We start from the raw sequence: 4,934 nt of genomic DNA on the forward strand, positions 1-4,934 counted from the left end.
AGATAAATGGCACGGAAGCCGGCCTGCTCGGCGAGCAGGGCGGAATAGGCGTTGATCGTGCCCGCCACCTGCAGCGGACGCTCGGCATCAAGGGCCTGCCAGAGGCGGGCGCCAGCGGATACTTGGCTCATGCGGACCTCTTTAGAATTCGGGATCGGGCGGGGACTTGGCCCCATTGGGGCGGCAGATTCTACCGGATTGGGCGATTTGGCGCCATTTGGAGCGGCGAGCTACGAGCGCCGAGCGGCGAGACGGCAGCCCCGAGGTGGGAGGCATTAGCGTCGGCAGTGCCATCCGAGGGCAACCATCGAGGCTGAAGCCTCTCCCACAATACCAGTCAGCCGCCACCCACTTGGCACTCAAGCCCAACCCTTCTCCCTTGTCGGCTCGTAGCTCGTAGCTCGTAGCTCGCAGCCGGCCGCTACAATCCGAACCGCTGGAAACAGGCCCCACCCCGCTCGAAGAAATATTTTTCGAAAAAGCTTGCAATCCCCCCGCAAGGTGCGTACAAAGGTTCTCGCTGTTGCAGCAAGTAGTTCGTAAAGAGAAGAATCCTTCCTGATTTCCCTCCGATCGAAAACCTTCTGCAGGAAGTCGGCCGCGGGCCAATTCGCCCCGCACGGTCGAAACTGCGTCCATCGGTCCGGCATTCCCGAGCAGCATTTAACAGAGCCTCACGATCCCGCGCGGATCCGGCTCGCTCAATCAAGCAAGTAATAAGGTAGTTAGCAACATGCAAACCGGTACTGTGAAGTGGTTCAACGAAGCCAAGGGCTTCGGTTTCATCGCCCCCGAAGATGGCAGCAAGGACGTTTTCGTCCATTTCTCCGGCATCGCCGGCAATGGTTTCAAGACCCTGGCCGAAGGCCAGCAGGTCGAGTTTGAAACCAAGGAAGGCCCCAAGGGTCTCCAGGCGGTCGAGGTGGTGGGTCTCTGAACCACCGAAATCGGACCGGTTGACCGGCCCGAATTCGATCGACGAAAAAGCCCCGCCTCGGCGGGGCTTTTTCTTTTTGGATCTCGCGCGGAGACGCGGAGACGCGGAGACGCTAAGACGCCAAGGAAAACCGGCAATAATATAAAGGACGTGCTTGTGGGAGAGGCAGCGATGCCACTCCAGAACACAAACTTTCTTTGCTTTTCTTTGCGCCTTTGCGCGAGGCCCAAACAAGGCCTGGCACCGGCAACGGGCTAGCCGAGGCGGCACGGCGCGGCACCCGAGCACGGCCCCACCCCACTCAGCGTCTCCGCGCCTCTGCGCGAGTTCTTACTGGATCTTGACCACGGTCCGCCCGCGGATCTTGCCGGCGATGAAGTCGTCGAAGACCGGCGGCAGCTCATCGAAGGCGACTTCCTGGCTGAGGATGAGATCGAGCTTGCCGGGTTTCAAATCGGTGCCGATGCGCTCCCAGACCTGACGGCGCAGGGGCATGGGGGTGGCCATGGAGTTGATCCCCAGCAGATTGATGCCGCGCAGGATGAAGGGGAAGACGGTGGTCTCCAGCCTGGGACTGGCGGCATTGCCGATGGCGGCGATATTGCCCCACCAGCCCACGGTGCGGGTCAGCCAGCTCAGGGCCTCGCCGCCGACATTATCCACCGCGCCGGCCCACCGGGTTTTTTCCATGGGCCGCTTGCCGAAGTCGGTTTCATCCCGGAGCAGGATCTCGCTGGCGCCCAGTTTCTTCAGGTAATCGGCCTCGCTGGCCTTGCCGGTCAGGGCACTGACTTCATAGCCGAGCCCGGCGAGCATATTGATGGCGAAACTGCCCACACCGCCGGTGGCGCCGGTCACCACCACCTTGCCCTGGTCCGGGGCCTGGCCATTGTGCTCCATGCGGTGGATGGCGAGCGCGGCGGTGAATCCGGCGGTGCCGATAGCCATGGCCTGACGGCTGTCCATGCCCTCGGGAATGGGCACGATCCAGTCGGCCGGGACCCGCACCTTCTCCGAATAGCCGCCATCATGGGCCTCACCCAGGCCACAACCGGTGACCAGGACTTTGTCGCCCTCGCTGAAACGCGAATCGCTGCTGCTTTCCACGGTCCCGGCCACATCGATCCCGCCAATGCAGGGGGAGGTACGCAGGATTTTGCCCTTGCCAGTGGCGGCGAGGGCATCCTTATAGTTGATGCTGGAATATTCGGCGTGGATCACCACCTCGCCAGGGTGCAGATCGTCCAGCGAAAGCTGCTCGAAACCGGACTCGATCTCGCCGTCGTGATCGTGAATGCGGAAAGCACGAAATTTTTCGGACATTTTGCGGCTCCACGTTGAATTTCCAGAATTTGTGCCTATTCTGCCATGTTTGTGGCCTTAACTTTGATCATCCATCATACCGCCCAAGACCGGGGGGAATTATGCTCAATCGCGCCTATCAACTCGCCGTCCTCCTGCTGATCGCGGGCCTTGCGGCCTGCGCAAGCCAGGAAGACGACGCCGACACCCGCATGGAAACCGACATGGATCGCGAAGAAACCGCTCAGCTTCCGCCGATCATTGACCGGGACATCTTCTTCGATGACCCGAAGATAAGCGGCGGCCAACTCTCACCAGACGGGGAGTGGGTAACCTTCCACCAGCCCCTGGACGATGTGCGTAACGTCTGGATCAAGCGTCGCGGGGAGGATTTTGATCAGGCCCGTCCGCTCACTGACGACCGTGACCGTCCCATCGGCAGTCATTGGTGGAGCCAGGACAGCCGTTATGTGATCTTCATGCAGGACCGGGGTGGGGACGAGAACTTCCGTCTTTATCGAGTTGATCCCACCGAGGAGCCGGCAGAGGACAAGCGGGTGCCGGAGGCCTTTGAGTTGACGCCCTATGACAACATCCAGGCCCGGGTCATCAGCGCACCCCGTGAGCATCCCGAATGGATTCTGGTGGGCATGAATGACCGCAACCCCCAGTTGCACGATGTCTATCGCGTCCACTTGGAGAGCGGTGAGCGGGAACGGGTGTTCCAGAATGATGTCGGAATCGCCGATTTCACCGCTGACCTGGACGGGAATCTGCGCCTCGGCATGCGTCAGCGGCAGGAGGGCGGGTGGTCCGTCCACCAGTTCGAGGACGATGAACTGGTGGAAGAGCCGCTGCTTACCTGCGGCATCGATGAGGAATGCTCACCCATCCAGTTCCACGCCGATGGTGAGCGCTTCTACATGCAAACCAATACCGGCGACCGGGACCTGAGCGAACTGGTGCTGTTTGATCCGGCCAGCGGCGAAGAGGAACTGGTGGACCGGGACCCGCAGGGTGAGGTGGATTTCGCCGGCGCCGAGTTCGACCCCATCACCCGGGAGCTGGTGGCAACCTATTACGTCGGTGACCGCCTGCGCGTCTATCCAAGGGAAGAACGCTTCGAGCAAGACTTCCGGCATGTGCGTGAATCCCTGGAAGGCGATGGCGATATCTATTTCACCTCCGCCAGTCATGATCGCCGCTATCGGCTGGTCACCCTGACCTCCGATACCGATCCCGGAGCGACCTATCTCTTTGATCGGGACAGTGGCGAGCTGGAACTCCTCTACCGGCCGCGGCCCAATCTGCCGGTGGAACACCTGGCCGAAATGAAACCCATCCGCTACGAGGCCCGGGACGGGCTCGAGATTCCCGGCTATCTCACCCTGCCCAAGGGCCTGCCGGCCGAGAACCTGCCCCTGGTGGTCAATCCCCACGGCGGCCCCTGGGCCCGGGACATGTGGGGCTACGACGCCAATGCCCAGTTCCTCGCCAACCGGGGCTATGCGGTATTCCAGCCCAACTTCCGGGGCTCCACCGGCTTTGGCAAGGCCTTCCTCAACGCTGGTAATGAGGAATGGGGCACCGGCTACATGCAACACGACATCACTGACGGGGTGAACTACCTGATTGATGAAGGCATTGTTGATCCGGACCGAGTCGGGATCATGGGAGGCTCCTATGGCGGCTATGCGACCCTGGCCGGGCTCGCCTTCACACCGGACCTGTATGCCGCCGGGGTATCCATCGTGGGACCCTCCAACATCATCACCCTGCTCAATTCCATTCCGCCCTACTGGGGCCCGATCCGGCAGATCTTTGTCGATCGTGTGGGTGATCCGGATGATGAGGCCGATCGGGAACGACTGAAGAAGCAGTCACCGCTGTTCTCGGCGGAAGAAATCACCGCGCCGCTGATGGTAGTGCAGGGTGCCAATGACCCCCGCGTGGTTCAGCACGAATCCGACCAGATCGTGGTGGCCATGCGGGACCTGGAACGGCCGGTGGAATACCTGGTGGCCGAGGACGAAGGCCACGGCTTCGCCGGGCGCCTCAACCGCCTGGCCATGTACGCCGACGTGGAACGCTTCCTCGCCGAACACCTGGGCGGCCGCTACCAATCCGACATGACAGACGAAGTGGCCGACACCCTGGACACCCTGCGAGTGGACATCGACACCGTCGAGCTCAAGGACTCGGAGGAATAGTAGGAATCTCGCGCAGAGACGCGGAGACGCTGAGTTTTGTGGGGCACTGCCGGAGTAAGTCGCCGTGCCACTCCGGATAGGCCGTGCTGCTGCGGTAGCGGGGTGTTGCCTCGCGCAATGGGCGCCAAGGGCGCAAAGTTAAAATAATCTTGGCGGGTTTTCTTGGCGTCCTTAGCGCTCTCTGCGCGAGCCCCAGCCCAGGCAAGAAATCGGCAACTGTCCTCCCGAAGCGGCACGGCAGCCAACCCGGCCAAGGCCCCAGCGCACTCAGCGTCTCTGCGTCTCTGCGTCTCTGCGCGAGGCCAAAAAAAGACCCCGCCGGATGGCGGGGTCTTTTTTTACCGGTGTCGATCCATGCAGACCGACATCGGCGGTTCAGAGGGCGGAGACTTCCACCGCCTGGAGGCCCTTGGGCCCTTCCTTGGTTTCGAACTGAACCTGTTGGCCTTCGTGCAGGGTCTTGAAACCATCCCCGGTGATGCCGG

At 61.7% G+C, this 4,934-nt stretch carries 4 protein-coding genes and 1 pseudogene; 2 read left to right on the forward strand and 3 right to left on the reverse strand.

Annotated features, from left to right (window positions below; translation table 11 throughout):
* Positions 1–131, reverse strand: a pseudogene (gene prpB, locus ACJWXQ_RS11985) (methylisocitrate lyase); the annotation flags it as partial.
* Positions 132–733: 602 nt separating this feature from the next.
* Between prpB and ACJWXQ_RS11990 the strand changes: the two are divergent.
* Positions 734–937, forward strand: coding sequence for a cold-shock protein (locus ACJWXQ_RS11990; RefSeq protein WP_406672890.1), 204 nt, complete (start codon positions 734–736; stop codon positions 935–937).
* A 330-nt stretch (positions 938–1,267) separates the two neighbouring features.
* On the opposite strand, the gene ACJWXQ_RS11995 is transcribed toward ACJWXQ_RS11990, so the two are convergent.
* On the reverse strand, positions 1,268–2,260 hold the full coding sequence (locus ACJWXQ_RS11995; RefSeq protein WP_406672891.1) for an oxidoreductase: 993 nt from the start codon (positions 2,258–2,260) through the stop codon (positions 1,268–1,270).
* Between the two features lie 101 nt (positions 2,261–2,361).
* On the opposite strand from ACJWXQ_RS11995, the gene ACJWXQ_RS12000 reads away from it, so the two are divergent.
* Complete coding sequence (locus tag ACJWXQ_RS12000; RefSeq protein WP_406672892.1) at positions 2,362–4,449, forward strand: S9 family peptidase; 2,088 nt, start codon at positions 2,362–2,364, stop codon at positions 4,447–4,449.
* 375 nt (positions 4,450–4,824) lie between these two features.
* Here the strand turns inward: ACJWXQ_RS12000 and ACJWXQ_RS12005 are convergent.
* Positions 4,825–4,934, reverse strand: a 110-nt coding sequence (locus ACJWXQ_RS12005; protein WP_406672893.1) for a cold-shock protein, incomplete at its 5' end; no start/stop codon positions are given.

Origin of the sequence: Natronospira sp. (assembly GCF_007134575.1) — a bacterium.
GTDB classification, from domain to species: Bacteria; Pseudomonadota; Gammaproteobacteria; order Natronospirales; family Natronospiraceae; genus Natronospira; species Natronospira elongata.